The sequence below is a fragment of the Sorangium sp. So ce204 genome, assembly GCF_051526795.1.
Classification (GTDB): domain Bacteria; phylum Myxococcota_A; class Polyangia; order Polyangiales; family Polyangiaceae; genus Sorangium; species Sorangium cellulosum_B.
The window spans coordinates 11,110,565-11,135,070 of the sequence record NZ_CP150317.1 but is presented as its reverse complement, the minus strand read 5'-3'; the positions used below and the strand labels follow the sequence as shown (position 1 = coordinate 11,135,070).

At 71.3% G+C, this 24,506-nt stretch carries 22 protein-coding genes; 12 read left to right on the top strand and 10 right to left on the bottom strand.

Translation table 11 applies throughout. The features are described 5' to 3' along the window. Positions 1-125: 125 nt before the first annotated feature. Positions 126-1,040 (top strand): metallophosphoesterase, encoded by a 915-nt coding sequence (locus WMF22_RS41980; RefSeq protein WP_438033376.1) that lies wholly within the window; start codon positions 126-128, stop codon positions 1,038-1,040. 281 nt (positions 1,041-1,321) lie between these two features. Here the strand turns inward: WMF22_RS41980 and WMF22_RS41975 are convergent, their stop codons facing one another. Both WMF22_RS41975 and WMF22_RS41970 read right to left on the bottom strand, forming a co-directional pair. Further along, entirely contained in the window at positions 1,322-1,903 is a 582-nt protein-coding gene (locus WMF22_RS41975; RefSeq protein WP_437295536.1) for a hypothetical protein, read from the bottom strand. Next, a complete protein-coding gene (locus WMF22_RS41970) occupies positions 1,900-2,241 on the bottom strand; it encodes a hypothetical protein (protein ID WP_437295535.1) in 342 nt (113 codons plus the stop codon). Before WMF22_RS41970 ends, WMF22_RS41975 begins: the two co-directional genes overlap by 4 nt. A gap of 324 nt (positions 2,242-2,565) precedes the next feature. Here WMF22_RS41970 and WMF22_RS41965 point away from each other — a divergent pair, with 324 nt between their 5' ends. Continuing rightward, on the top strand, positions 2,566-3,336 hold the full coding sequence (locus WMF22_RS41965; RefSeq protein WP_437295534.1) for a hypothetical protein: 771 nt from the start codon (positions 2,566-2,568) through the stop codon (positions 3,334-3,336). Between the two features lie 64 nt (positions 3,337-3,400). Here the strand turns inward: WMF22_RS41965 and WMF22_RS41960 are convergent, their stop codons facing one another. Then, positions 3,401-4,096, bottom strand: coding sequence for a Kazal-type serine protease inhibitor domain-containing protein (locus WMF22_RS41960; RefSeq protein ID WP_437295533.1), 696 nt, complete (start codon positions 4,094-4,096; stop codon positions 3,401-3,403). A gap of 859 nt (positions 4,097-4,955) precedes the next feature. Between WMF22_RS41960 and WMF22_RS41955 the strand changes: the two genes are divergently transcribed. Continuing rightward, positions 4,956-6,182, top strand: coding sequence for an ROK family protein (locus tag WMF22_RS41955; protein ID WP_437295532.1), 1,227 nt, complete (start codon positions 4,956-4,958; stop codon positions 6,180-6,182). 11 nt (positions 6,183-6,193) lie between these two features. Here the strand turns inward: WMF22_RS41955 and WMF22_RS41950 are convergent, their stop codons facing one another. Further along, positions 6,194-6,622, bottom strand: a complete 429-nt coding sequence (locus WMF22_RS41950) for a membrane spanning transport protein (RefSeq protein WP_438033375.1) — start codon at positions 6,620-6,622, stop codon at positions 6,194-6,196. Between the two features lie 15 nt (positions 6,623-6,637). Continuing rightward, on the bottom strand, positions 6,638-7,417 hold the full coding sequence (locus WMF22_RS41945) for a helix-turn-helix domain-containing protein (RefSeq protein WP_437295530.1): 780 nt from the start codon (positions 7,415-7,417) through the stop codon (positions 6,638-6,640). A gap of 139 nt (positions 7,418-7,556) precedes the next feature. On the opposite strand from WMF22_RS41945, the gene WMF22_RS41940 reads away from it, so the two are divergent. The 4 genes from WMF22_RS41940 to WMF22_RS41925 all read left to right on the top strand — a co-directional run bounded on the left by WMF22_RS41940 (position 7,557) and on the right by WMF22_RS41925 (position 11,745). After that, the gene (locus WMF22_RS41940) at positions 7,557-7,760 is read left to right on the top strand and encodes a CopZ family metallochaperone (protein ID WP_437295529.1); all 204 of its coding nucleotides are present in this window, start codon (positions 7,557-7,559) and stop codon (positions 7,758-7,760) included. A 57-nt stretch (positions 7,761-7,817) separates the two neighbouring features. Next, entirely contained in the window at positions 7,818-9,197 is a 1,380-nt protein-coding gene (locus tag WMF22_RS41935; RefSeq protein WP_437295528.1) for a GH1 family beta-glucosidase, read from the top strand. Between the two features lie 636 nt (positions 9,198-9,833). After that, complete coding sequence (locus WMF22_RS41930) at positions 9,834-10,415, top strand: hypothetical protein (protein WP_437295527.1); 582 nt, start codon at positions 9,834-9,836, stop codon at positions 10,413-10,415. Positions 10,416-10,701: 286 nt separating this feature from the next. Then, complete coding sequence (locus WMF22_RS41925) at positions 10,702-11,745, top strand: hypothetical protein (RefSeq protein ID WP_437295526.1); 1,044 nt, start codon at positions 10,702-10,704, stop codon at positions 11,743-11,745. A 154-nt stretch (positions 11,746-11,899) separates the two neighbouring features. Here the strand turns inward: WMF22_RS41925 and WMF22_RS41920 are convergent, their stop codons facing one another. Both WMF22_RS41920 and WMF22_RS41915 read right to left on the bottom strand, forming a co-directional pair. Then, complete coding sequence (locus tag WMF22_RS41920; RefSeq protein ID WP_437295525.1) at positions 11,900-12,220, bottom strand: hypothetical protein; 321 nt, start codon at positions 12,218-12,220, stop codon at positions 11,900-11,902. Positions 12,221-12,381: 161 nt separating this feature from the next. Beyond that, positions 12,382-14,538, bottom strand: coding sequence for a protein kinase domain-containing protein (locus WMF22_RS41915; RefSeq protein WP_438033374.1), 2,157 nt, complete (start codon positions 14,536-14,538; stop codon positions 12,382-12,384). 114 nt (positions 14,539-14,652) lie between these two features. Between WMF22_RS41915 and argS the strand changes: the two genes are divergently transcribed. Next, positions 14,653-16,386, top strand: coding sequence for an arginine--tRNA ligase (gene argS / locus WMF22_RS41910; RefSeq protein WP_438033373.1), 1,734 nt, complete (start codon positions 14,653-14,655; stop codon positions 16,384-16,386). Between the two features lie 170 nt (positions 16,387-16,556). Then, on the top strand, positions 16,557-17,789 hold the full coding sequence (locus tag WMF22_RS41905) for a choice-of-anchor L domain-containing protein (RefSeq protein ID WP_438033372.1): 1,233 nt from the start codon (positions 16,557-16,559) through the stop codon (positions 17,787-17,789). 80 nt (positions 17,790-17,869) lie between these two features. Here the strand turns inward: WMF22_RS41905 and WMF22_RS41900 are convergent, their stop codons facing one another. Then, positions 17,870-18,382 carry a hypothetical protein gene (locus WMF22_RS41900; protein ID WP_438033371.1) on the bottom strand — a complete coding sequence of 171 codons (513 nt, stop codon included), beginning with the start codon at positions 18,380-18,382 and terminating at the stop codon, positions 17,870-17,872. 446 nt (positions 18,383-18,828) lie between these two features. Further along, positions 18,829-19,206, bottom strand: a complete 378-nt coding sequence (locus WMF22_RS41895; protein WP_438033370.1) for a hypothetical protein — start codon at positions 19,204-19,206, stop codon at positions 18,829-18,831. Between the two features lie 208 nt (positions 19,207-19,414). Here WMF22_RS41895 and WMF22_RS41890 point away from each other — a divergent pair, with 208 nt between their 5' ends. The 3 genes from WMF22_RS41890 to WMF22_RS41880 all read left to right on the top strand — a co-directional run bounded on the left by WMF22_RS41890 (position 19,415) and on the right by WMF22_RS41880 (position 23,399). Continuing rightward, complete coding sequence (locus WMF22_RS41890; protein WP_438033369.1) at positions 19,415-21,226, top strand: ABC transporter ATP-binding protein; 1,812 nt, start codon at positions 19,415-19,417, stop codon at positions 21,224-21,226. A gap of 114 nt (positions 21,227-21,340) precedes the next feature. After that, the gene (locus WMF22_RS41885) at positions 21,341-21,796 is read left to right on the top strand and encodes a helix-turn-helix domain-containing protein (protein WP_437295520.1); all 456 of its coding nucleotides are present in this window, start codon (positions 21,341-21,343) and stop codon (positions 21,794-21,796) included. Between the two features lie 283 nt (positions 21,797-22,079). Further along, on the top strand, positions 22,080-23,399 hold the full coding sequence (locus WMF22_RS41880; RefSeq protein ID WP_438033368.1) for a serine/threonine protein kinase: 1,320 nt from the start codon (positions 22,080-22,082) through the stop codon (positions 23,397-23,399). A gap of 459 nt (positions 23,400-23,858) precedes the next feature. On the opposite strand, the gene orn is transcribed toward WMF22_RS41880, so the two are convergent. Beyond that, a complete protein-coding gene (gene orn / locus WMF22_RS41875; protein ID WP_437295518.1) occupies positions 23,859-24,422 on the bottom strand; it encodes an oligoribonuclease in 564 nt (187 codons plus the stop codon). Positions 24,423-24,506 lie beyond the last annotated feature (84 nt).

Here is a 24,506-nt window from a genome sequence, read left to right as displayed (position 1 = left end):
CCTCACCCGTACACTCGGCCATCGTGAGCAGCGCAGTACCTGCGAGGGAGCGGTGGCGGAGGCTCTTCACGCGAGGCGCTGGCGCCTCCGGGGGGGTGGCGGCGCCCGAGGGAGCGGACCCGACCATGGGGATTCGGCTCCGGCGTTTCGCGGGGCCGGCGGCCTATCTGGATCAGATGTCGTCGCTCCGGATTGCCCACCTGACCGATCAGCATGTCGGTCGCGTGACGTCGGTGCGGGTGCAGCGCGCGGCCGTCGCGCTGACGAACCTGCAGCGGCCCGACCTCGTCGTGCTCACGGGCGATTTCGTGTGTCACAGCCAGCTCTACCTCGATCAGCTGGAAGAGGTGGTGCGCGGCTTCGAGGCGCCGGTGATCGCCGTGCTGGGGAATCACGATCACTGGTCGGGCGCCGACGCGGTGAAGCGCGCGCTCGAGCGGGGCGGCGCCGCGGTGCTCTGCAACGCGAGCACGGTCGTCACGCTGGGTCATGAGCGGCTCCAGGTGGTGGGGCTCGACGACGCGTATACGGGCCATGCGTCGCTCGAGAAGGCGGTGAAGGGGATGCGGCGCGACCTGCCGACGCTGGGCCTCTCGCACATCGCCGAGGAGGCGGACGGGCTCTGGCGCCATGGCATCCCGCTGGTGCTGTCGGGCCACACGCACGCGGGCCAGGTGACGGTCGCGCGCCTGAACGAGCTCTCGATCGGCAAGATCGCCGGGCACCGGTACATTCACGGGCTCTACGGCACGCGCAAGCGGGGGGAGCCTGGCCAGGGGGCGGTCTACGTCGGGGCGGGGATCGGCGCGGCGGTGATGCCGTTGCGCCTTGGCGAGCGGGGCCAGCGGGAGGTCGCGATCTTCGAGCTCGGCAGCGAGCCTGGGTCGTTCGACGAGCACCACGCGGAGCAGGTGCCGCACCTCGGGCGCAAGCCGACGCCGGAGCTCATGGCGAGCCGCGCGGCGAAGGTGGCGAGGAACCGGGAGCGGCGGGCGCGGGTGCACCGGCGCGGCGAGGGCAGCGTCGGCGGAGAGCCGTAGCGCCGCGGCGCCCAAGGCCGTCTCTGGTTGCGCAGGTCAGAGATCCGTCTTCGCGCCTTTGCGTCTTTGCGTTAGAAATCTCTCTCCGGATCCCTGGCCGGACTCCTGGTGGGTAGAATTAGAGCGGTTTTCAGCTGAGCCTGGTACGAGCGTCGCAGAGCGGCGGTCACCCGCACAGGAGACGGGTCCAGATCGGCGTTTTCGGCGCGGAAGCGCACTCCGGTGCGCTGAGCACCGAAAACGTCGAGATGGGCCCGTATCCGAAGCGGGTGACCGCCGCTCTAGTAGCGAAAGCCCAGGGCTCCAGAGGGCCCCCAGAGGATCGCCGAGGCGAGATCGACGTTCATCCGGGCCTCGAGGTAGATCGCGTGCTGATCGAGGGTGACGAGGTCGTAGCTCAGGTGCCCGCTGAACCCGAACGCCGTGGAGGTCATGGACGACGTTGACGTCGCCCGGGACACCGCGAGCAGGAGCAGGCCCGCGCCTCCGCCGAGCCGGAAATCGCCGAGGTGGGTCTCCACCGCGAAGCTCGGGCGGAACATGCGCGCGGGGAGGCCGAACTCGGTGACGCCGACGAAGCCCTCGAACCCTCCCCAGAGCGCGACGTGCTCGAGCGTGCCTCCGGCGGCGGCGCCGAAGCTCGCTCCATAGATGGAGAGGGAATAGAAGCTTTGCCACGAGCCCCCGGCGTGGAGCTTGACGCCGAAGCCGCGCTTCCACCCCTCCGGGCCCTCGGGCGCGGGCGCCCCAGGCGGCGCGGTCGACGGCGGCTCCTGCGCGCTGGCGAGGGCGGGGGCGAGGAGCCCGCAGAGCGCGGCCGCGCCGCCCCATCGCCGCCTCGACGAGCGGATACGTCGCCTCATCGACACACCACCGGGCGCGCGACGCCCGCGCTCCCCCCCTCGGCGAGCTTCATGCGCGCGGCCGCCTGCTCGCAGACGTTGCTCGCGACGAGGTCGCCGCACTCCCTCTCCTGGATGCACCGGCTCTCGTCGGCCGTGAGCCACAGCTCCTCGTTCCCGTTACAGCCGATGTTCTGCTGGCAGAGCGCGGGAGCCGCGGCGAACGACGGACAGCACTCCTCGAGATGCGCAGCCGCGTTTTCACACAGGAACTCCTGCTCGCTGACGCCCATCCCGAGGGCGAGCGGCGCGAGCAGGAGGACGCACAGGATCCGACGGGCAGAGATCCGGGATCTCATGTTCAACCTCGCTGCAAAGCGTGAAGGCGGCGCGGCGGAGCGCGGCGCCCCGGGTGCCATGGCATCCTACCGCGAGCGCAGGCCCACGTCCTCGGCCCCGCCCCCCGCGCGCTCGAGGAACCCCGCGGGTCGGTCGATTCGCGTTGACGCCCGTCATGTGAACGTTCACATTGTCGGCCGCACGTCCTCCTTTGGCTTCGTCCGGTAGTGCACCGGGCCGCTCACGAACCTGACATGGTCACGCGAACGGGCCGTGAATATCAAGGCAACGACGTTTCGCGTCCCCAGCCTCTACTGCCGGCGCCCTCGCCGGACTGGTGTAAAATGAGAATCTCTCTGATCGTGGTCCCTGCGATGATGGTCCTTCTCGCCTGCGGCTCCGATTCCGACCCGCCTGCGGACGACCAGTCCAGCTCCAGCACGACGAGCGCTGCGGGGTCGGGCGGGGGAGCCTCGACGGCCGCCAGCACGAGCGCCTCCAGCAGCGCGAGCTCCAGCAGCAGCGGCGGGGCCGGCGGCAGCGGCGGCAGCGGCGGCAGCGGCGGGGCCGGTGGCAGCGGCGGCCAGGAAGAAGACCTGCTCGCCGCGGCCGAGAGCATCGACGGCTTCCGCTGGGAGATGCCGTGCGACCAGGACCCGGGCAACAGCGACGAGTGTGCGTGTTCGGCGCTGGTCGACGAGACCAAGACGTTCGGCGGATCGCCCGACACGGTCTATCTGGTGACCGTCCGGCTCCGCGGCGTCGTCGAGCCGGAGACCTACAAGGGCGGCACGCCCGACGGCATGCACTTCCGCGTGGGCGGTACACCCGACAACGCGACGTACAACCGCTACAGCATCTCTGTCTCCGACCCGGCCGAGGTCTACTGGCTCAACGATAGCCCCACCGTGGGGCACGACACGTTCAAGATCGACCACACGAAGACCATTCCGATCCGGGGCGGATCCAAGGTGTCCTTCAAGGGCGAGGATCCGAATCAGATCAGCATCGCCAACTTCAAGCATCTGGTCGTGGACGGCGTCCCCCCGGCGCCCGAGCCGTACGTCGGTCAGTTCATCCAGCTCGACGTGCAGTCCGTCGAGAAGCAGCCGTGAACGCGCGCCGCGCCGCCCGCGCTCCTCTCGCTCGAGCAGCGGCGGCGCGGGGCGGCGATCTCGCTCACTCGATCGGCGCGTCCGCGCACGCGCCCCGCGCGTCGACGGAGGTGCCGCTCGCTGCCGCCGCGCACGCGTTGGCGTACGTCTGGCCGTCACAGCCGCACACGGGCGCGAGCTCCTTCGTGCACACCTCGGGCTTCTCCGCGCAGGTGCCGGACGCGTCCGCGCGCCCGCAGATCGCGGAGGGCGCGTACTTGCAGTAGAGCCCCTCGCCGCAGACGCGCGGCCCGCCGAGGGTGAAGCCGCCGCAGCTCTCGCCGACCCCCACGATCGTGGGGCCGCACTCCCCCGCGCTCCTCACCGAGACGCCGGCCGTGGCCGCGACGCAGCCGTTGCTGTACGTGCGGCCATCGCAGCCGCACACCGGATCGTAGTGCTGCGGGCACGCGTCGGGCATGAGCTCGCACGTGCCGCTCCGGTCGTACGCGCCGCAGCTCGCCTCGGGGGCGAAGTCGCAATATAGGCCCGCCGCGCAGCGTATGCCGGCGATGCCCCCGCACATGCCGCCGGGCCGCGCGCGGGTGAAGCCGCTCTCGTGATCGAGATACGCCGGTGCTGCCGCCACGTCGCTCACCGCGAGCGCGCCCTCGGCGGCCCCGGTCTCCTCCGCATCCGCGAACTCGGTATCATCGGATGTCGCCGTGCAGGCGGCGAGCGTCGCAGCGAACACTGCACCCAGAACATGTGTCATCTTCATGATCGTGAAAACTCCTCGTGAGGAAGCGGCCCGGCGCTCCGGGCGTCTCCTCGGCCATGCGCATCGCGCGCGAGCTGGGCAACGCATCGCTGCGCGGTGTCGCCGTGTCCTCCAACGCGTCGAGCCCTGGCTCGACCTGGGGTGACAGTGCGTCGGCATGTCAGGACTCCAGCGCTTTGACGAACGCTCTCCTTCACTTCACGCCCCACGGCGTCTGCGCTCATCGACCCGGTGTTTGCTCGCTTCCCGCGTTTGCCGTTTGTCGTTCATTGAGCGTCGATTGCCGATGAGCGCCTGCCGTCTGTCATCCACCGCTTCTCGTTCGTTGCCGTCTGCAATCGGTGTTCCCTTGAAAAAGAGATGAGCCCGCCCGCCGCGGAGCTTCGCGGCCTCGCGGGAGCGGGAGCGGGGCGATCGCCAGGTCCGGGCGGGTCGGACGCCGAGGAGACCGCGAGCGCTCCCTGTTTCTACCTCACATGCGGCGATGCGGCGTTCCGCCACACGGGGGTGCGGGCTGTAGGAGCCCACCCCCCGAAGCGGGGCAGTTTGCTACGTGGAAGGGGGAGGGTCGCTGCTCCGGTGGCCGTCCGGGCAGCGACGATTGTGATGCTGACATAAACAGCCGACGCACCGCGGGGTGGAGGAGCGTCGAGGCAGCGACGCGCGGGGTGGACGAGAGGAAGCGGGAAGACGTGCCGGGAGAGGGCGGAAGCGCGGGGAAGCGCGGGGAAGCGCGGGCAGGGAACCACGGGTGAGGCCGGGAGACCACGAGCGCTCGCCGCGCGCGCTTTCGTGACAGCTCGGTTGCGACCCCCCTTGCTTTTGCTGCGCGAGGACGGCTAAGTCTGGTTTTGCTCGAATGGTCCGTGCCAACGACAAGACGGCGAACAACCGCACCCCTCGGGAGCTCAACCGCTCCCTCGTCCTCGACCTCGTGCAAGAGCACGGCCCGATCTCCCGCACGAACCTCGCGCGGTTGAGCGGGCTTACCAAGCCGACGGTCTCGGCCATCATCGAGGAGCTCCTCGACAGCGGCAGCGTCCGCGATGTCGGGACCGAATCGCGCGGCGGGCGCCCAGCGCGGCTCCTCGAGTTCAACGACGACAGCGCGGCCTTCCTCGGGATCGAGATCGGTGTCGAGCAGACGGCCGTGGCCGTGGCCGACGCCCGCGGGCGGCTGCGGGCGCGGCTGGAGCAGCCCACCGTCCTGCGCGATCCGCACCGGACGGTCCGCGATATCGTTGAGCTCTTGCCGAAGGTGCTGCAGCTGAGTGGGGTGCCGCGGAAGCGGCTGCGCGGCGCCTGCGCGGTCTTGCCCGGGCTGATCGAGCGGCCGAGCGGCGTCTGTGTGCTTGCGCCCAACCTGGGCTGGGAGCGGTTCCCTGTGCGCGCGGAGCTCAGCCGCGCGCTTCGCATGCAGGTGCCTGTGTACAACCTGCCTCAGGCAGCGGCGGTGGCGGAAGGGGAGCTCGGCGCGGCGCGGGGGAACGCGTCGTATGTGTGGATCTACGTCGGGCTCGGCGTCGGCGCGGGCCTCGTCGCCGATGGACGCCTGTTCTTCGGGATGCAGGGGTACAGCGGGGAGATCGGCCACTGCCGCGTTGCGGACGACGGCCCTCCTTGCGGCTGCGGGCGCCGCGGATGCCTGGAGACGTTCGCCTCGGTCATGGCGCTCCGGCGCGCCGCCGAGGCGGCGTCGGCGCGCTCACCCCAGCTCGCGGCGCTCGCTCGCCCGCACGCGGTCAGCGCCGTCGCGAGCGCGGCGCTCGCCGGCGACGAGAGCGCCCGCGCGATCTTCCACGAGGCGGGCACGCAGCTCGCGCGCGGCATCGCGGTCCTGCTGAACCTGCTCAACCCCCAGCTCATCGTGCTGGGCGGCGAGCTGCTGGCCGCGCCCGACATCCTCCTTGCCGGCGTGCGCGAAGGGCTGCCGCGCCACGCCGTCCGCGGCGCGGACGTGCCGGTCGTCGCCTCTCCGCTGGGCGGCGAGGCCGGCGTGCTCGGCGCCCTCCTGCTCGCGCGCGAGGGCGCGGTCCGCTCGCTCCGCCTCGTGCCCGACGGCGTGCTCCAGGACAGCGCGCCGTAGGTGATCGGGGTCTAGGCGAGCGAGGCGCGCTCTCCGCGCGCCGGGTCGCCCTTCGGGGCGGGCGATCCGGACCGCCTTTCGGCGAGGAGCGGCGCGAACGCGTGGCGATCATGCCAGGTGAGGGCGCCGAGCAGTCCGAGGAGGACGACGGCGTTGATGCCGGCGCGGGGGTCCAGCAGCAGGTGGAACAGGGCGATGTTCACCACGACCGGCCATAACAGCGCGAGCGCGAGGGGGCGGCGGCGGTCGAGCAGGAGCAGGACCGCGGCGGCGATCTCGACGACCTTGACGGCGAGGATGTAGCCGCTGTCGACGAGCAGCTGGATGAACGGGTGGAGCGGCTCGGGGACCGGCACGACGCGCACGAATCCGTTGATGCCGCCGAGCAGGACGATGAGGCCGAGGGCGACGCGGGCTGCGCCGACAGCGCGGGGGGGCATGGATCCTCCTTGGGTTCAGGGGATCACCATGGCCCCGGCCGTGGCCTCGGCTTGTACGAAGCGGCTGCGAGCGATCGAGCCCGGCGTGCGGCCCAGCGTGGCGACGATCGCGCGGGCCAGGTGGGCCTGGTCGTGGAAGCCGCCGGCGAGCGCCGCCTGCGCCAGCGGGGCGCCGTCCATGAGCGCCCCGATGGCCGACCGCACGCGCAGGAAGGTCACGTAATCGCGCAGCGGGTGGCCGAAGGCGCCGTGAAACAGGTGGGAGAGCCGCGAGCGAGAGAGGCCCTCCGCGGCGGCGAGCGGGCCCAGCGCGGGGCGGCCCGGCGCCTGCTCCGCCAGGCGGCGCATGGCGCGGAGCACGCGGCGATCGACCGGCGGGCCGCCCGGCGCGAACGCACCGGCGCACGCCCTCATGAGCGCGTGCGTCGCCGCGTGATCGAGCCGGCCCCGGAGCACGTCGCGCGCCGCCGCGCGCGCCCGCTCGGCCTGCGCGCCTTCGAGGACGAGCACCCGCCCGCGGGCGGCCGCCTGCGCGCCGGCGCCGAGCCCCTCGGGCGCAAGAAAGGTCGTCACCGTCGCGCCGGGCGAGCCGATGGAATGGGCGACCCCGGCGCCGGTGAGCACGGGCGCGCGCACCTCGAACGGCCGCCCGACCTCGGCCTCGATCTCGAGAGGCCCCTCGACCGGCACCACCAGCTTGACCAGGTGGAGCGCATGGCGGCGCGTCCCCCCGGCGCCCTCGACGATGTGCACGCCGCCGTGGCCGACAAGCGCCGTGTGCTCGAGAGCCGTCACGCTGGAGAGCACATCACGCGGGCGCAACCGGCGCAACCGGCGCAACCGGCGCAACCGGCGCAACCGGCGCAACCGGCGCAACCGGCGCAACCGACGTGCCCTCGTTGACGCTGCTGCATCGAGCGGGCATAGGGGGGAGATGCGTAGAATCGCTATCGAAGGGATGACCTGCGGCCACTGCGTCCAGGCGGTCTCGAAGGCGCTCGCGAAGGTCCCTGGCGTGACGCGGGTGAGCGAGGTGAGCCTCGAGCGCGGAGAGGCGGTCGTCGAGGGGAGCGCGACGGCGGAGGCCCTCCTCGCGGCCGTGCGCGAGGCCGGCTACGAGGCGCGCGACGCTGGCTGACGCCGCGGTGCGCCGCGGCGCCGAAACGCGGCCGCCTTTGATATGGTGGCGGCCACCATGACGCGACAGCAGAGCGAGAAGGGCTTTCCGGAAGGGTTCCTGTGGGGCGCCGCCGCGGCGTCGTACCAGATCGAGGGCGCCGCGCACGAGGACGGCAAGGGGCCGTCCGTGTGGGACATGTTCTGCAGGAAGCCGGACGCCGTGTGGAACGGCCAGACGGGCGACGTCGCGTGCGACCACTACCACCGGTACCAGGAGGACGTCGCCCTCATGCGCGACATCGGCCTCCGCGCCTATCGACTCAGCACCTCGTGGCCGCGCGTCCTCCCGGAGGGCACGGGCGCCGTCAACGAGCGCGGGCTCGCGTTCTACGATCGCCTCGTGGACGCGCTGCTCGAGGCGGGCGTCGAGCCCCACATCACGCTGTTCCACTGGGACTTTCCTCTCGCGCTCTACCACAAGGGCGGGTGGCTGAACCGCGACAGCGCCGACTGGTTCGCCGAGTACACGAGCGTCGTGGTCAGGAAGCTCGGCGATCGGGTGAAGGACTGGATGACGCTCAACGAGCCTCAGGTGTTCGCCGGCGCCGGCCACTACGAGGGGCGCCACGCGCCCGGCGACCGGCTGCGCTTCGCCGAGGTCCTCCGCGTCTGCCACCACGTCTTGCTCGCGCACGGCAAGTCGGTGCAGGCCATCCGCGCGTCGAGCCCCGGGCGGAGCAACGTCTATTATGCGCCCGTCGCGCAGGTCAAATACCCCGCGACCTCGTCGCCGGAGGATCTGGAGGCGGCGCGCGCGGCCACGTGGTCGGTGAACGCGCGGACCACGTGGACCAACACGTGGTGGATGGATCCCGTGTTCTTCGGCAGGTACCCCGAGGACGGGCTCCGCCTGTTCGCGAACGAGCTGCCCGAGGTCCGGAGCGGCGACATGGAGATCATCGCGCAGCCGGTCGATTTCTGCGGCGTGAACGTCTACTGGGGAGTCCCGGTGCGCGCCGGGGCGAACGGCGCAGCCGAGGTGGTGCCCCACCCGGTGGGACACCCGATCACCGCGTTCGAGTGGTCGGTCACCCCCGAGTGCCTCTACTGGGGGCCCAGGTTCTTCTACGAGCGGTACAAGCGGCCCATCGTGATCACCGAGAACGGCCTGTCGACCCGGGACTGGATCTCGCTCGACGGGAAGGTGCACGATCCCCAGCGCATCGATTTCATGGCGCGCCACCTGATCGAGCTCCGCCGGGCGATGGCCGAGGGCGCGGTCGTGAACGGCTACTTCCACTGGTCCATCATGGATAACTTCGAGTGGGCTCACGGCTACAAGCACCGCTTCGGCCTCGTCTTCGTCGACTACCCGACGGGCAGGCGTGTGCTCAAGGACTCGGCGCACTGGTATCGCGGCGTCATCGCCTCGAACGGCGCGACGCTCGGCGCGTGAGGGGCGCGCGGCGCACGCTGCCCTGGTGCCCTGCGAGACGCGCCTGCGCTCCGCGAGAGCCTGCTCTTCCTGAACAGCGCGCTTTCCACGTGAGGGACCCGGGCACCTCCTCCTCGTGATCGGGCTCTGCCTCTGATCGAGCGCGTCCGCCGCGGCGCGGTCCGCGGCGGAGCTCTCCAGCCAGGCAGCGCTGAACGAGGTCGAGACGAAGCGGGCGGCGCCCCTCGCTCTTCCACGCTTCCAGCGGCAGCGTGACATGTCACCGTTGCAGCGTGACATGTCACCGTTGCAGTGTGACAACCTCAGCTCACTCATCGGAACGATGGGAGGAGCGCCCCTTCTTCTGCGTCCGACGAGCTTACCTCGGCAGGATTTGCCGCTGATTTGTGCTGCTGCCAGCCCTGACGAGGCCATCGAGGCGGCCAGTGCGACCCAGTTGCCCCGCTGGCATACGCGTTGCTTGGGGCAGGCGTCGAAAGAGGCTCTGGGCGGAGGGAGCACTCCCTGCGACCTTTGCGCCGACAGACGCGTTCACGCTCTTCGCTGCGTTGCCGGTGACCGTCCTGTTGCATGGGTGGTTGACTGTTCGTCGGTCCAGGTCCTCGATGGCAATGCGAATAAGGATGGAGTGGTATTATGAAGGTTATCGGTAAGCGTTTCGCTGCAATGTTCATTCTCTGCGCCGCGGCGGCTTCGACGATCGTCGCATGTGGCAGCGTCGATGGGAGCGACGGAAGCGACCCGGCATCTGCTGAGCTCGTAGGCGACGCTGCAGACGAGGTGTTCAGCTGCGGCTGGTCGACCATCACTGCCGACGCGACCAAGACGACGCTAGAGTGGACGGCTCAGTCGGCTGGCGATACGTACAGTGCGCCTATTTGTGCGAGGTTTGTGGTCGAATTCACTCAGCATGATGATCTTTACGTGAAGTGGAATGATGAGATAACGACGCAGTCGGCGTGTGAGCGGATGCGCCTCGTCTTCACGGGGTACACGTATTCCGGTGGGTCATGGACCAACGAGGGGACAGTTCATGCCCATGGATCTTGGGCCGGTGTTTCGTGTAACGCCGTGCTCGATACTGGTTCTTCTTCGATCAGTTTCGGCTCCGGAACGAAATACCGTATTGCGGCGGCTGCTTACGCGGAGAGCTGCACCGACACCTGCTACTATGATTATAAGCGTGTGTCTGTCGAGTCGCGCGAAGGCGTGAATTGACCCTTGTGGTGTTGGTTGTGGCGTGTGGACGGGGCGGTGATGAGCTCGAGCTTTGTCGTCTCGGATCTAAACGTCCATAGTGAAAATTGAGTCGCATCTCCGTATGGATGGTGTGCGCGTGAAGCGCGCCGGCGCTGGGCCCTCTGCGCCGGCGCGCTGCCGCCGATTCGTCGGGGGCGCTTTGTGCGCTCGATGGAACGCGGAGTGCGCCGAGCGATGGCGGTTCTTCGTCTGTGCGCAGGTTGCTGCCGTCTTCGTGTCGAATGGCAGCGGTTGTCGAGGAGACATGATGGTGCGGCGTGGTAAAGTCTACCTCTTTGCCCCTTTGGGGTTGATATGGGCGGTCGCCGCGTGCGGCGGCGATGGGCACAAGGACACGAGCGTGGGCGCCGGGGGAGAGGGGGCGGGCAGCGGCGCGGGCGCGGGCGCGGGGACGGGGCCCGAGAGCTACTCGGTCGCCTTCGGCCCGATCACGGTCCAGCCCGGGGTCGAAAGCACGCAATGTGTGATCAAAGCGCTCGATAACGCCGAGGCCAAGAAGATCGGCCGGATACGCAACGAGCTCCCGGCTGGAAGCCACCACCTCGTGGTGTACCGAGCGAACGACGTGGAGGAGCGGCCAGAGCCCTTCGATTGCTCGCCGTTCACCGACATCGGAGATCCCTCGAAGGGGGCGCCCCTCATGATCGCGCAGAAGCGGGAGGAGACGCTCGAATTCCCCGGCAGCGTCGGCATCACCATCCAGCCACGTCAGATGATCCGGCTCGAGATGCATTACCTCAACGCAACGCCCGAGCCGATCGATGTGTCTGCCACCACGACGCTGGTCGCCATGGACGACGACAGCTTCGAGCACGAAGCCGATTTTCTCTACTTCGGCAACCTGGACGTCTACATCGAGCCTCGCTCCACGGCGACGCTCGGGCCCGTGTTCATCAGCCCACCCGACGGGCTCGGGGACGTGAAGTTCTTCGGGGTCACGGGCCACACGCACCGGTTGGGCACGAACGTGCTCGTCACCGCCTCACCGGGGCCGGATGGTCCGGAGACGCCGGTCTATGACGTCGAGCGCTGGTCATGGAGCGAGCCGGCCACGGTCTATCACGACCCGCCGTTCCAGCTCGATCCGGGCGGCGGGTTCAACCTTACCTGTACGTGGAACAACCCCTCGGATCGTCTGGTCGCCTATGGCGGAAGCGCGAGCGATGAGATGTGCTTCTTCTGGACGTACTACTATCCTAGCCAGGGCGCGTACGTGTGTTTTCAGAGCGAGGCGTTCGGCGGCGTCCGCTACTGTTGCCCGGGCATGTCGGAATGCGACCTCCAGTGAATGCCGCGGTCCTGCGCCACGGGGCCTCCTCGACGGCGATGGTGAGCCAGCCGGTCGAGAGAGACCGCCGCGTGGCCACTCGCCCGCAAGCGCCGGGCGAGTGGCCTTGTCCGTGAGCGGCGCGGAGTGCGCCGAGGGGGATCCCCCGGGCGGCTCAGGAGGCGATCGGCTCGTCGCCGTCTTCGTCCTCGTCGTCTTCGTCGTCCTCTTCGAGCGACTCGTCGCCTCCGCTCGCCAGGTCGTACCCGTGCGGATCGAACTCATCGAACATAGCCTGCAGGCGCTCGCTCAGGGAATCCCACGTGTCCGGCGGCTCGCTCGCCTGGCGGTCGCGCTCGGCCAGGGCGAGCGCGGCGGCGACCACCGCCGTCAGCGGGCGCGCGTCCTGGAGCACCGCGACCTTCGAGGCGTCGCCGCTGCACGCGTACGCCAGCAGATACGCCCTGTAGATCTCCTCATTCGTCTTGTCGCTCATTCCTGATCCTTCGTCCTTGTCGTCCGCGCGCCGCCGGTCGCCCCGCCGCCGTGCTCTGGCGTGCTGGGCGCCGTGGAACCCGGGGGCGCGAGCCTAGCCCATCTCAGCGGCCCTCGGGGCCGCGTCGCGCCGGGAGCCCGCGCCACGCGGGCGCGGTCGGCTCAGTAGCGCAGCCGGTCCCGCAGGGCGCGCACCGCGCGCTCGAGCCCCTCGTGGTGGTGGAAGCAGCACTGCCCGATGCGCGGCTGGCACTGCGACGAGCGGAGCATCTCCAGGAACACGAGCGCGCGCGCGTCCCCCTCGAGCGCCGCGCGCTCGAAGAGCGCCTCCTTGCGCCGGCAGGGGGCCTCGCGCAGCGCCACGGCGATGCGCAGCGGGACGCTCGCGCGCTTCAGCACCTCGGGGCGGCGGAGCAGCGCCGCCGCGCGCTTTCCGCCCTGCGTGCCGCCGTAGCCGCTCCAGATCTCGTAGGCGATGTCGAGGCCCTCCGGGCCCAGGCGGCTCTCCAGCGCGTCGAAGATCGCGTCCGCGCGGCCGCCGGTCCGGTACGAGCTCTTCACGGCGACGGCAGCCGCGGCCGTCATCACGTCGCGTTGCTCGAAAGCGGCGCGATCCTTCTCGAGCAGCGTGAGCAGCGCGCTCTCCGCGTCGCCCCACCGCTTCGCCCGGACCGCCGCCACGAGGCGCTCGCGCTCGGCCGGGAGGCCCGCGCCCTCGATCGGCTCCGGGCCACCGAGCGCCGCGCCCGCGTCCGGCGCGCCCACGTCCGCCGCGCCCGCGTCCAGCGCCGCCGCGACGTCGGCCGACCCGGGGGCCGAGGCGCTCGCGACGGGCGCCGCGGAGGGGGCTTGCAGAGGGGCGCCGAGGGCACCCTGCGCCTGGGCGGCCGGCGCCCCGGCGGGGGCCGTCTGCGCCGCCGCGGGCGCCGGCTGGAGCTCCGGACCGGCGGCCGCCGGGGCGCCCGCGCGCAGCCAGCCTGCGCCCGCGGGCAGCCGGCCGAGGAGCAGCGCGCCCGCCGCGCCCATCGCGGCCACGGCGGCCACCCCGAGCATCCAGCCCCACGCGCGCCTCCTCGCTCGTGGCCGGCCTCCTGCCGCCCCGCGCGCTGCCTTCCCGGGCGCCTCGCCGTCAGCCCCGGCGGCCCCGAGCTGCAGGCCGGACGCGTCGGCCTCGGCGCTGCCGGCCGCGGCCCCGCCAGCCGCGCCGCCCCTGGCCGCGGCGCCGCCGGCCGCGCCCGCGCGGTCTTGCCCTGCCGGCAGCTCGGGCGGCATGGCGTGCGGGATCGCGCGCAGCGGGTCGCTGAGCCGCCACGCCCCGCTCGAGAGCGGCTCCTTCCAGGGGAGGAGGCCGAGCGCCTCGGACCTCGGCACGGCCGCGTCGAGCGCCGCGAGCAGCGCGCGGGCGTTCGCGGGGCGCTCCGCCGGGTCCTTGCGCAGGATGCGCATCACGAGCGCCTCGAGCTCGCGCGGCGCCGCCGTGCCCGGGGCGCGCAGACGGAGCGGCGGCGGCGCCGTGTGGAGCTGCTCGCGGAAGATCTCGACGGGCAGGATCGCGTCGAAGGGGTGCTTGCCGGCGAGCATCTCGTAGAGGATGAGCCCGAGCGCGTAGAGATCGGAGCGCTCATCGACGTGATCCATGCCCTGCGCCGCCTCGGGCGCCATGTACGCGAGCGTGCCGAAGACCATGCCGCTCAGCGTGATCCGGCCGGCGTCGGGCCGCGCCTCGCTGCTGTGCGCGTCCGTCGTGGAGAGGCGCTCGATCGGCACCTTCGCCAGGCCGAAATCGATGAGCTTCACGGCGTCGGTGCCGTCCTCGACCATGACGTTGCGCGGCTTCAGATCGCGGTGGATGACGCCGCGCTCGTGCGCCGCGGCGAGCGCCGCCGCGATCTGCCGCGCGATCTCCGCGGCGCGCGGGGCGGGCAACGGGCCCTTCTTGATGATGCGATCGAGCGTCGTGCCGCGGACGTGCTCCAAGACGAGGAACCGGGAGCCGTCGGGGAGGGTGCCGAAGTCGGTCGCCGAGGCGATGTTCGGGTGCTGGATGTGCGCGCCCGCGATCGCCTCGCGCTCGAAGCGCGCCGTGAGCTCCGGGGAGCCCTTCGCCGCGGGCAGGAGGAGCTTCACGGCCAGCCACTTGCGCAGGAGCAGGTGCTCGGCCTTGTAGACCGCGCCCATCCCGCCCGTCGCCACGAGCTCCACGATCCGGTATCGGTCCGAGAGGACCGTCCCGACCAGCTGGGCCGCCGCGCTCTCCGCGAGCGCGTTGCTCGCGGCGGGCGGCGGATCGCCGGGGGCAGGGGGCAGGGGAGCGCTCACGTGAGGCGTGAACTGTCCGGCCTACCCCGATTTTTGTCAAAGGTGCGCTGATGTGGCGGGGCCGCTCCGGCTTGCCTATTGAATTGGCCGGGCGCCCGGGCCAAAGGATGCGCCATGGCCGATCCCGTCCACGCCCTCGCCCGCGCACTCCAGGCGGCGATCACCGCCGCGTTCGGCGCCGAGCACGCCGCGGTTGATCCTTCCCTGCGCCGCTCCACCCACGCCGACTACCAGGCGAACGCCGCCATGGCGCTCGGCAAGCGCCTCGGCAGGCCGCCGCGCGAGGTCGCGGCGGCGATCGTGGCGGCCCTGGAGCTCGACGGGATCTGCCGGAAGGTCGAGATCGCGGGCCCCGGGTTCGTGAACCTGACGCTCGAGGACGCGTACCTCACGCGCGAGCTCGCCGAGACGGCGGGCGGCGGGCGGCTCGGGATCGCGCCCGCGGCCGAGCCCGAGACGGTGATCGTCGACTACTCGGGCCCCAACGCCGCGAAGGAGATGCACGTCGGCCACCTCCGCAGCACGATCATCGGCGACGCCATCGCGCGGGTCCTCGACGCGCTCGGCCACCGCGTGATCCGCCAGAACCACCTCGGCGACTGGGGCACGCCGTTCGGCATGCTGATCGAGCACATGCTCGATCTCGGCGAGGCCGCGGCCTCGCAGGAGCTCTCGGTCGGCGATCTCAACGCGTTCTACCGGCAGGCGCGCGCCAAGTTCGACGGTGACGCGGCGTTCGCCGAGCGCTCTCGCCGGCGGGTCGTGCGGCTCCAGGGCGGCGACGAGCAGACGCTCGCGCTGTGGCGGCAGCTCGTGCGCGAGTCGAAGCGCTACTTCGAGTCGGTCTACCGCCGCCTCGGCGTGACCTTGACCGACGCGGATTTCGCCGGCGAGAGCTTCTACAACCCGATGCTGCCCGACGTCGTCGAGGAGCTCGGCCAGAAGGGGCTGGCGCGCGAGAGCGAGGGCGCCCTCTGCGTCTTCCCGGCCGGCTTCACCGGCAAGGGCGGCGAGCCGCTGCCGCTCATCGTGCGCAAGCAGGACGGCGGCTACGGCTACGCCACGACGGATCTCGCGGCGATCCGCCACCGCCTCACGACGGTCGGCGCGCGCCGGATCGTCTACGTCGTCGGCGCGCCGCAGAGCCAGCACTTCGCGATGGTCTTCGCGACCGCGCGCGAGGCGGGCTGGCTCGCGCCGCCGGCCCGGGCCGAGCACGTCGCGTTCGGCTCGGTGCTCGGCGCCGACAAGAAGATGTTCAAGACGCGCAGCGGCGACACGGTCAAGCTCTCGGACCTGATCGACGAGGCGGTGGAGCGCGCGGCGAAGGTGGTGCGGGAGAAGAACCCGGAGCTCGACGCCGAGGCCGCCGGCGCGGTGGCGCGGGCGGTCGGGGTCGGCGCGGTGAAGTACGCCGATCTGTCGAGCGATCGCGTCATGGACTACGTGTTCGACTGGGATCGCATGCTGGCGCTCAAGGGGAACACCGCGCCGTACCTCATGTACGCGCACGCCCGCGTCCGCTCGATCTTCCGCAAGGCCGGGGTGAAGGCGCCGGCCGGCGACGGGATTCTCCTGGGCGAGCCGGCCGAGCGGGCGCTCGCGCTGGAGCTGCTCCGGTTCGGGGCGGTGGTCGAGGACGTGGCCCAGACGCTCCAGCCGCACCAGCTGTGCGGCTACCTCTACGGGCTCGCCGATACGTTCACCACGTTCTACGAGCGCTGCCCGGTGCTCAAGGCCGAGAGCGACGACGTGCGCCGCTCGCGCCTCGCGCTCTGCGATCTGACGGCGGAGGTGCTGGCGAAGGGCCTCGGCCTGCTCGGGATCGAGGCGCCGGAGCGGATGTAGCGCGTCCGGAAGCGGCGCCCGACCCTGCCCGCGTCCGGCGATCGCGCATCCGCCCGAGGATGCGCATCTGCCTGAGCTGCGCGCGCCTGCCCGCGCATTCGAACCGAGGTTGCGCTCGCCCGCTCGAGGTTGCGCGCGACGTCGGTCCGTTCTCTCTGGCAAAATGCAGCATGATCGAACAACGGTTGGCTCTCCCCTGCGCCGGCATGGCCGTGATGGCGGTGCTCGCCGTCGCATTCGGGTGCTCCGCGGTGGGCGGCGCGTCCGCGCCGGGGGGTGGGGGAGACGGGCGCGAGGAGCCCTCGGAAACCATCGGCGAGGACGGCCCCGGCGGGCGCGATGAGCCGGGCGAGCCAGGGCTCGGCCCCGGTGACGCAATCCCCATCACCGATCCCAACGTGGACGGCGACGGAGACGGGTTCACGCCCGCGGAGGGCGACTGCAACGATGTTGATGGAAATGTGAATCCAGGCGCGATCGAGGTCGAGGTCACCGAGCCTGACGCGAGCGGCCAGATCCCCGCGCCGGCGGACGAGGATTGCAACGGGGTGATCGACGATGTGCCGCCGCCGTGCGACGAGGGCCTCTCGCTGGAGGACTTCGATCCGGCGAACGGGGCCAAGGCGATCGACCTGTGCGCCGTGGCGTCCCGCGAGGACAGGCGGTGGGGCGTGCTCTCCGCGAGGTATGTCCGCGGGGACGGCTCGTCTGCAGAGCGGTCGCCCGCGGTGGGCCTCTTCGATGGGTTCGGCCCCAACGTGCACGTGCAGGGCGGCGCGCGCCTGCTCGCGCTCTCGACGGGGAGCGCGCGCCTGCCTGGCCACCCCGACGCCTGCTGGTCCGGGAGCTGCTCGAGTTATGGTCCCGGCACCGCGCCGCCCGGGTTCCCTCAGGACAACCCTTCCTGTCCTCCGTCCAGCTTCATCAACGACGACGTCGGCCTCGAGGTCGTCCTTCGCGCGCCGACGAACGCGACCGGCTACGAGTTCCTCTTCAAGTTCTATACGTTCGAATACCCGGAGTGGGTCTGCGAGGACTTCAACGATCAATTCGTCGCGCTGGCGACGCCCGCGCCTCCCGGGTCGTACAACGGCAATCTCTCGTTCGACGGGGAGGGGAGGCCGGTCAGCGTCAATATCGCGTTCTTCGATGTCTGCGACGGATGTCCGCTCGGCTCGGACGAGCTCGTGGGGACGGGGTTCAGCCCGCGCCGCGACGGCGGCACCCGGTGGCTCAAGACCCGCGCGCCGGTGCGTGGCGGCGAGGAGATCTCGCTCCGGTTCATCCTGTTCGACACCGGCGACGATCGCTTCGACTCGACCGCGCTCATCGATGGCTTCCGCTGGATCGCGACCGGCGGCACGGTCAGCGTGGAGACGGTGCCCGCGGTCAACTTCCTCTGAGGCGAGGGGCGCTCCTCCCCGCGCCGACGCCTCGTCGGCGTGCGGTCGCGAGGCCGGGTCGCCTCGCCGGGCGCTCCGGGTTACCGGCACGTCCGGCAGTCCCCCCCGCAATCCACGGCGAGCTCGCTTCCATTCAGGACCCCGTCGTCGCACGAGGGCGGCTGGCAGACACGCTCCCTGCACACGCCGGACCCGCAGTTCTCGCCGGTGAGGCACGCCTCGCCCGCGGGGCAGAGCGGGCACGAGCGCGTGCCGCAGTCGACGCCGGTCTCGAAGCCGTTCGCCACGCCGTCGACGCAGGTCGGAGCCTGGCAAACCCCCTGGCGACACACGCCCTCCTTGCAGTCGATGCCCGTCTCGCACGAGGCGCCGAAGCCGCAAGGCTTGCACGAGCCGCCGCAGTCGCGGTCGGTCTCTCCCTCGTCCTCATCCGTGACGTCATTGCTGCAGTGCGGGGGGATGCAGGCGTCCGCCGTGCAGGTCCAGCCCTTGAGGCACTCCTCGCAATTCCAGATCTGGATGACACCACCACTCCCCTCGCAGGAAAGGAAAAAAGGCGCCGTCAGCCCCAATGCAATGACGCGTCGAAGCATGGTGCTCGCTCTTCTCGTAGTTGATGGCCTGGTGACGATGACAGTACATCATGCACGGGCATCGAGGGCACCGATCTGGCTTTTTGCGCGCGGATTTATAGCATTCCGGACTGGTGGTCCGGATTGTCAAATAATCGACATGAAGAGGCCCTCGGCGCGCGAGCGCCCTGATCCGACGCCCGGAGATCGGACACGCAGAGATGGGACGTGCAGAGTAAGGCGGGTGAGCAGAGGGGGGAGGGGGCTCATCCACCACGCGCCACGCGAGAGGGGCCGCAGCGGCCGTTCTCTACGGATCGGCAGGAGCGCGCCGCTCGATGGATCTCGCGCCCGACAGGACCGCACCGAGCGCGCCGGCTGGACGGCGATGGGGAGAAGGGGCCGTGAAGGCGCCGGGCTCGTTGACGGGGCGGCGCGCTCGGTGCGCGAGGCGGCGCGCGCCGCGCTCAGGTGCGGGCGGCGGCGCGGCGCGCCGTGATGAAGGATCGCACGCAGAGGGCGACGTAGCCCGCCGAGAGGACGGCCATCACGGACTGGGCGATGACGGCCGGGGGGCGCGCCACGTCGCCGCCGGAGAGCAGCGTCGGCAGCTGGGTCAGGCCGCGGGCGGAGCCGAGGAAGCCGAGGACGCCGACCATGGCCGACGCGTGCATGGCGTGCATGCGGTACCTCTCGTGGCGCGCGAGCAGGCCGAGCCCGATCGCGACGACCCCGAAGCCGGCCGGGATGAGCGCCGTCCGCGCGCTCGTCGCCGCGAATCCGCCGACGCCGAGCGCTGTGAGCAGCGCTCCGTAGCCCATGGTCAACGTGGACATGCTCGACATGAAGAGCCTCCTTTTCTTTCGGAGGCCCGGGATACCGCGCCGGGCGCGCGTCCGCCACCGCATCCGCCCGCCCGCCGCCCGCCGCCCGCCGCCCGACCGCGACCGCGACCGCGGCCGCCCGGGGGCGTCGCGCTCGCGTCCCTCAGCCCTCGCGCCCTCGCGGGTCTTCGCGGGCGGAGCGCCGCGGCGTGGTTAGAATCCGCCGTCCATGCTCGGCCTCTCCCGCCTGCGGGACAGCTTTGCCTACACACCACGGACGCTCCGGCTCGTCTGGCGCTCGTCGAAGGCGGCGAGCGTCGGCCTCGGCGCGCTCACGCTCGCCGCGGCGGCGCTGCCGCTCGGGGTGGCCTACGTGGGAAAGGCGATCACGGACGCGGTGGTCGCCCGCGACGAGCGCGCGGCGCTCGTGTGGGTCTCGGTCGAGCTCGGCCTCGTGGCCGCGCTCGCGCTCGCGCAGCGCGGGCTCTCGCTGACGCGGCAGCTGCTCGGCGCGCGGCTCTCGATCGACATCCACGGGATGATCCTCGAGAAGGCGCTCTCGCTCTCGCTGGTCCATTTCGAAGACCCCGAGTTCTACGACCAGCTCACCCGCGCGCGCCGCGAGGCGTCGTCTCGCCCCGCCGCCGTCGTGACCGAGAGCTTCTCCCTCGTGCAGAACCTGATCACGCTCGCGGGGTACGCCGCGCTGCTCGTCGGGTTCAGCGCCCTCGCGGTGCTCGCGCTCGTGCTCGCGGCCGTCCCCGCCACGGTCGCCGAGGCGCGCTTCTCCGGCGCGGCGTTCCGCCTCCGGAACTGGCGCTCTCCCGAGGCCCGCCGGCTCAATTACCTGGAGTACGTGCTCGCCAACGACGGCCACGCCAAGGAGGTGAAGCTCTTCGGGCTCGGGCCGACGTTCCTCGAGCGGTACAAGGCGCTCGCGGCGTCGTTCTACCGGGAGGACAGCGCGCTCGCGGTCCGACGCGCCGGGTGGTCCTATGGCCTGTCGCTCCTCGGCACCGCCGCGTTCTACGGCTGCTATGGCGCCATGGCGGCCGGCGCCGCGGCGGGGCGCATCTCGCTCGGCGAGATGGTCCTTTACGTCGCCGCCTTCCGGCAAGGCCAGCAGGCGTTCCAGGCCGTGCTCGCCGGCGTCGGCGGCATGTACGAGCACAACCTCTACATGTCGAACCTCTTTCAGTACCTGTCCATCCCGACCGGCGAGCCGCCCGCGCTGCCGGCCGGCAACGGAGAGGCGCCTGCGCCCCTTTCGGCCGACGGCGCGCGCGATCGGGGCGTGCGGTTCGAGGGGGTCGGCTACCGGTATCCTGGCCAGTCGCGCTGGGCGCTCCGGGGGATCGATCTCCACATCCCGAGCGGTCAGAGCCTGGCGCTCGTCGGGCACAACGGCGCCGGAAAGACCACGTTCATCAAGCTGCTCGCGCGGCTGTACGAGCCCACCGAGGGGCGAATCCTGCTCGACGGCAAGGATCTCCGCGCCTGGGAGCCCGACGCGCTCCGCCGGAGGATCGGCGTCGTCTTTCAGGACTTCAACCAATACCAGCTCACGCTGCGCGAGAACGTCGGGCTGGGCAGCGTCGAGCACCTCGCGGACGAGCCGCGCGTCGCGCGCGCGGTCGCCGAGGGCGGCGCCGACGAGGTCGTGACGGTCGTGCCCGGGGGCCTCGACGCGCAGCTCGGGCGCTGGTTCAAGGGCGGCGTCGAGCTGAGCGGCGGGCAGTGGCAGAAGGTGGCGCTCGCGCGCGCCTTCATGCGCGAGCAGGCCGACATCCTCGTGCTCGACGAGCCGACCGCGGCGCTCGACGCCGAGGCCGAGCACGCGGTCTTCCAGCGGTTCCGGTCCCTGTCCAAGGGGCGGACGACCATCGTCATCTCTCACCGCTTCCCGACCGTGCGCATGGCCGACCGCATCGTCGTGCTCGACGGCGGGCGCATCGTCGAGGAGGGCACCCACGACGAGCTCGTCGCCCGTGGCCAGCGCTATGCCCGCATGTTCGCGCTGCAGGCCGAAGGGTACCTGTAGCGCCGCGCGGCGCGTCCGGCGCGTCCGGCGCGCCGGCGAGCGGGCGCGCTCCTCACGCGGGGCGGCCTGCCTTCTCGGGGGCTCGGGCGAGCTCTGCCTGCTAGGCTCGCGCTCATGCGCGACACGCTCCCCAAGGAGGTCGGCCAGGCGGTCCACATCCTCCGGTTGCTCCGTGGGCTCAGCATGCAGGAGTTCGCGGAGCGGGCGCAGCTCTCGGCCACGTACCTGCGGCAGGTCGAGCGCGGCGAGCGGGATCTCGGGCTCGGCGCCCTCGGCCTGATCGCCCAGGGGCTCCAGTGCGAGCCGCGCCTCCTGCTCCCCGGCGACGGGCGCAGCCCTGTCGCGTCCATCGTGGCAGAGCGCTTTGACCAGGCCGAGGAGACGCTCCAGAGCGCGATCCTCTTTCTGCTCATGGAGCCTGACGACTCACCGAGAAAGCAAGCAATGCTCGCCCTCGCCAGCGAAGATCCGGATCGCGCACGCCCGGCGGCGCCGCCCAGGTCGCCCCGCCCGGAGCGCGCTTTTTCAGGGCGTATTACGCCGCCGTCGAGCCGTCGTTCCGGAAAGTGATAGACCCGCCTCGCGCGCTCCGCGGCGCCGGTCCGCGCTGGCGACGGCTTCCGCGCGCCTGAGACCTCTGTTACTGTCTCCGCCAACCGATGTTCCCCGCGCCGTGTCCGGGGGTGTCATGGACTCGAACCTCGTGCCGGAGGTCCGACGCAGTGAGCAGAATCTTTTGGGCTGATCCAACACCGCAGCCAGCATTGAAGAACGCGCGCCGCGCTGTCCTCTCCTTCCAGCGCGCGAGGCCTGAATCCTCCGTGCCCGTCGCGCGGATCGAGGCGGAGGGGCCATGGTGATCCTCGGGCAGGAGTTCGCAGGGTACACCATCGTCGCGAGCCTCGACTCTCCCGCTCCGGCGGAGGCGTATCGCGCGCTCGACGCCGATGGCCGCGAGGTGACGCTCTATGTCCAGGAGGGCATGGGCATCGACGCCGATGCGTTCCGCGGCGCGCTGGACAGGCTCCTCTCGCTGTCTGCGCGGGTGCACGGCATCGTGCCTGTGATCGCGGGCGGGATGGAGGGAGACGCGGGGTGGATCGCCGCCCGGCAGAGCGACGATCCCTCGGTGGAAGATCTGCTGCCCCGGCTTCGCTCCGTCGCGTACGAGCTCGTCGTCGACGTCGCGCGGACGCTCGGCGCCGCGCACGCGCTGGGGCTCACGCACGGGGATCTCGGCCCGCACACGGTGGTGATCACCGGTCAGGGCGCCGCTGTCCTGAGGGCGTTCGGGCTGCACCTGCCGTTCGGGGCGCCCGACGACGCCATGGCGGATGCGGCGCGGTACCGGGCGCCGGAGCTCTTCGACGATCCGCACGCTCGCGCGATCGATGAACGAACCGACGTCTACGGGCTCGGGATGCTGCTGTATTGCCTCCTTGGGGGGCAGCGCCCGTTCGACGGCCGCGACGATCTGGATGTGTGCGCGCTCGACGAGGTGCCGCCGCCGCTCGAGGGGGTGTCGGCCCAGGTGAACGAGGCGCTGACCCGGGCGCTCGCGAAGGACCGTGACGCGCGGTTCCAGACGGTCCACGAGCTCATGGCCGCCGTGCGGCCGCTGCTCGTGGGCGCGGCGCCGCTCGCGGGGGGCGCTCCGCCGCCGAGGGGGCCGCGCCCGCAAGGAGCGGCCGCCCCGCCGCTGCAGGAGCCGGCGCCGGATACGGAGCGGAGCGTGCCCGCTCCGGCGTCCCGCAACACGCTGCCCACCGGGACCCTCCCGCCGGAGGCCATGCGGCACCCCGTCGTCGAGATCGCCGCGCCGCGCTCGCGCAGCAACGTCCTGCTGGCTGGTGGAGCGCTGCTGCTCGTCGCGCTGACGAGCGCCGCCGTCGCGGTGCCGTTGAGCTCGTACATCGCCCGACGTGGGATACCGCCCCCACCCGCCGGGCCGCCGGCTCACGTGAGTGACTCACATCACAATGAGCCGACAGCCTCCCCGGTACAGTGCGATCCCGGCGCCTCCGGGGCGGTGGCTCCTGCCGTCGAGGTGCCGGCGACGAAGGTCGGGGTGACGCGCCCTGCTGAGCCCGCCTCGCTCCCGCTGGTCGCGACTCCCGCCGTGGAAGCCAAGGGTAGCCCCGGGCAACGGTGGTACGGCGACCAGCTGTTCTAAGGCAATCCCGCAGGCCCGGTAGCAAACGACACCCCGGCGGATTGGGGCCGCCGGGGTGTCTACGCCGCAGACCTCGTGCCGGAGGCCTGGACGCATGGCTAGCCTACTCAATGCATTGCCTCGATCGATCGAATTTTCTCACATCGCAGACAAATTTTTGTTCGATTGCCAGCAGAGCCGGTTTTTCGGCCGGATTTGGGGCGGACGGCGGGCTGGGCGAGAGGCTGGGCGGGGGCGCCGACCGAGGTTGAGGGGCGAGGCGCCGACCGAGGTTGAGGGCGCGCCGACCCCGGGGGCGCCGACCGAGGTTGAGGGCGCGCCGACCCCGGGGGCGCCGACCGAGGTTGAGGGCGCGCCGACCGAGGTTGAGGTCGGGGACGCGGACCGGGGCGCTGACCGAGGTTGAGGATGCCGAGGACGCGGTCGGCCCTCAGGCTCCCCTCGGCTCACCGCGATCGCTCAGCGGAGCTCGTTCCCCGGGAGCGGCTGGAACACGTTGGCCCGGTACCACCGGAGCTCCTCGATCGACTCGCGGATGTCGTCGAGCGCGCGGTGGATCTCGCGCTTCTTGGGCGCGGCGCGCAGCGGATACCAGCGGCGCACGAGCTCCTTGAGCGTCGAGACGTCCACGATGCGGTAGTGCAGGAAGGAGAGGAGCTCCGGCATGTAGCGCTGCAGGAAGGCGCGGTCCTTCCACACGGAGTTGCCGCACAGCACGGCCGTCCCCTTGTCGCAGTGCGCCTCGAGGAACGCGCGCGTCTCGGACTCCGCGTCGCCGACCGAGAGCGTGGACGCGCGGATGCGCTCGAGGAGCCCCGAGCGCTCGTGGAGACCGCGGACGAAATCGCTCATCCCCGCGAGGACGCTCTCCGGCTGGTGGATGACGAGGCACGGCCCCTCGGCGACCACGGTCAGATCAGGCTCCGTGACGATGGTCGCGATCTCCACGATCGCACACGAGCTCTCGTCGAGCCCCGTCATCTCGAGATCGACCCACACCATGCGCTGCGACCGGTCCGTCATCGGCGGCGAGCATAGCCGATCCGCGCCGGCTCAGGTCCACCGAGACCCGGCGCGACCAGGCTGCCCCGGGAACGGGCGCTGTGC

Excerpts from the sequence above, each read along its gene's own strand:
- WMF22_RS41980 (WP_438033376.1), top strand. The coding sequence starts at position 126 with ATGGGGATTCGGCTCCGGCGTTTCGCGGGGCCGGCGGCCTATCTGGAT.
- WMF22_RS41975 (WP_437295536.1), bottom strand. The coding sequence starts at position 1,903 with ATGAGGCGACGTATCCGCTCGTCGAGGCGGCGATGGGGCGGCGCGGCC.
- WMF22_RS41970 (WP_437295535.1), bottom strand. The coding sequence starts at position 2,241 with ATGAGATCCCGGATCTCTGCCCGTCGGATCCTGTGCGTCCTCCTGCTC.
- WMF22_RS41965 (WP_437295534.1), top strand. The coding sequence starts at position 2,566 with ATGAGAATCTCTCTGATCGTGGTCCCTGCGATGATGGTCCTTCTCGCC.
- WMF22_RS41960 (WP_437295533.1), bottom strand. The coding sequence starts at position 4,096 with ATGAAGATGACACATGTTCTGGGTGCAGTGTTCGCTGCGACGCTCGCC.
- WMF22_RS41955 (WP_437295532.1), top strand. The coding sequence starts at position 4,956 with ATGGTCCGTGCCAACGACAAGACGGCGAACAACCGCACCCCTCGGGAG.
- WMF22_RS41950 (WP_438033375.1), bottom strand. The coding sequence starts at position 6,622 with ATGCCCCCCCGCGCTGTCGGCGCAGCCCGCGTCGCCCTCGGCCTCATC.
- WMF22_RS41940 (WP_437295529.1), top strand. The coding sequence starts at position 7,557 with ATGCGTAGAATCGCTATCGAAGGGATGACCTGCGGCCACTGCGTCCAG.
- WMF22_RS41935 (WP_437295528.1), top strand. The coding sequence starts at position 7,818 with ATGACGCGACAGCAGAGCGAGAAGGGCTTTCCGGAAGGGTTCCTGTGG.
- WMF22_RS41930 (WP_437295527.1), top strand. The coding sequence starts at position 9,834 with ATGAAGGTTATCGGTAAGCGTTTCGCTGCAATGTTCATTCTCTGCGCC.
- WMF22_RS41925 (WP_437295526.1), top strand. The coding sequence starts at position 10,702 with ATGATGGTGCGGCGTGGTAAAGTCTACCTCTTTGCCCCTTTGGGGTTG.
- WMF22_RS41920 (WP_437295525.1), bottom strand. The coding sequence starts at position 12,220 with ATGAGCGACAAGACGAATGAGGAGATCTACAGGGCGTATCTGCTGGCG.
- argS (WP_438033373.1), top strand. The coding sequence starts at position 14,653 with ATGGCCGATCCCGTCCACGCCCTCGCCCGCGCACTCCAGGCGGCGATC.
- WMF22_RS41905 (WP_438033372.1), top strand. The coding sequence starts at position 16,557 with ATGATCGAACAACGGTTGGCTCTCCCCTGCGCCGGCATGGCCGTGATG.
- WMF22_RS41900 (WP_438033371.1), bottom strand. The coding sequence starts at position 18,382 with ATGCTTCGACGCGTCATTGCATTGGGGCTGACGGCGCCTTTTTTCCTT.
- WMF22_RS41895 (WP_438033370.1), bottom strand. The coding sequence starts at position 19,206 with ATGTCGAGCATGTCCACGTTGACCATGGGCTACGGAGCGCTGCTCACA.
- WMF22_RS41890 (WP_438033369.1), top strand. The coding sequence starts at position 19,415 with ATGCTCGGCCTCTCCCGCCTGCGGGACAGCTTTGCCTACACACCACGG.
- WMF22_RS41885 (WP_437295520.1), top strand. The coding sequence starts at position 21,341 with ATGCGCGACACGCTCCCCAAGGAGGTCGGCCAGGCGGTCCACATCCTC.
- WMF22_RS41880 (WP_438033368.1), top strand. The coding sequence starts at position 22,080 with ATGGTGATCCTCGGGCAGGAGTTCGCAGGGTACACCATCGTCGCGAGC.
- orn (WP_437295518.1), bottom strand. The coding sequence starts at position 24,422 with ATGACGGACCGGTCGCAGCGCATGGTGTGGGTCGATCTCGAGATGACG.